1 protein-coding gene is annotated in these 1458 nt (G+C 66.3%); it reads right to left on the reverse strand.

Annotated features, from left to right (window positions below):
• Positions 1-54 precede the first annotated feature (54 nt).
• The coding region (locus J9788_RS24950) for a transketolase (protein ID WP_209333076.1) at positions 55-1458 on the reverse strand (1404 nt) is incomplete at its 5' end.

Raw genomic sequence — 1458 nt, forward strand, 5'->3', positions numbered from 1 at the left:
ATAAAAAAAGCCGGTCATGATGACCGGCTTTTTTATCGGCTTGCGCCCGGCGGCTTACTTCAGCAGCGCCTGCGCCTTGGCCACCACGTTGTCCACGGTGAAGCCGAACTCGGCGAACAGCTGCTCCGCCGGCGCCGACTCACCGAAGGTGGTCATGCCCACGATGGCGCCGTTCAGGCCCACGTACTTGTACCAGTAGTCCGCGATACCCGCTTCCACCGCCACGCGCGCCGTTACCGCCGCCGGCAACACCGACTCGCGGTACGCCGCATCCTGCTTGTCGAACGCGTCGGTCGACGGCATCGACACCACGCGCACCTTGCGGCCCGCTGCGGTCAGCTTGTCCGCCGCCTCCACCGTGATGCCCACTTCGGAGCCGGTGGCAATCAGGATGACGTCCGGCGTGCCCGCGCAGTCTTTCAGCACGTAGCCGCCGCGGTACACGTTCGCCAGCTGCTCTGCGGTGCGCGGCTGCTGGGTCAGGTTCTGGCGCGAGAACACCAGCGTGGTCGGGCCGTCGTTGCGCTCGATGCCGTACTGCCACGCGACCGCCGATTCCACCTGGTCACACGGACGCCAGGTGCTCATGTTCGGGGTCACGCGCAGGCTCGCCAGCTGCTCCACCGGCTGGTGGGTCGGGCCGTCTTCGCCCAGACCGATGGAGTCGTGGGTGTAGACGAACACGTTGCGCAGCTTCATCAGCGCCGCCATGCGCACCGCGTTGCGGGCGTATTCCACGAACATCAGGAAGGTCGCCGAGTACGGCAGGAAGCCGCCGTGCAGCGCGATGCCGTTGGTGATGGCGGTCATGCCGAACTCGCGCACGCCGTAATGAATGTAGTTGCCCGCCGGGTCAACGTTCAGCGCTTTCGAACCGGACCACATGGTCAGGTTGCTCGGCGCCAGGTCGGCGGAGCCGCCCAGGAACTCCGGCAGCACCTTGCCGAACGCTTCCAGCGCGTTCTGCGACGCCTTGCGGCTGGCGATGTTGGCCGGGTTGGCCTGCAGTTTTTCCACGAACGCCTTGGCGTCGGCTTTCCAGTCCGCCGGCAGCTCGCCGTTCATGCGGCGCTTGAACTCGGCGGCCAGTTCCGGGAAGGCCCTGGCGTAGGCGGCGAACTTGTCGTTCCAGGCCGCTTCTTTGGCCTGACCGGCTTCTTTGGCGTCCCACTGGACGTAGATGTCCTGCGGGATTTCAAAGGCGGCGTATTTCCAGCCCAGTGCTTCGCGGGTGGCGGCCACTTCGGCGGCGCCCAGCGCGGCGCCGTGCACGTCATGGGTGCCGGCCTTGTTCGGCGAGCCGAAGCCGATAACGGTCTTGCACATCAGCAGCGACGGCTTGTCGGTCACCTTGCGGGCTTCTTCAATCGCCGCCTTGATGGCGTCCGGGTTGTGGCCGTCGACGTTGCGCACCACGTGCCAGCCGTAGGCTTCGAAACGCAGGGCGGTGTCGTCGGT

Origin of the sequence: Serratia sp. X10 (assembly GCF_017811775.1) — a bacterium.
Taxonomy (GTDB): Bacteria; Pseudomonadota; Gammaproteobacteria; order Enterobacterales; family Enterobacteriaceae; genus Serratia; species Serratia ureilytica.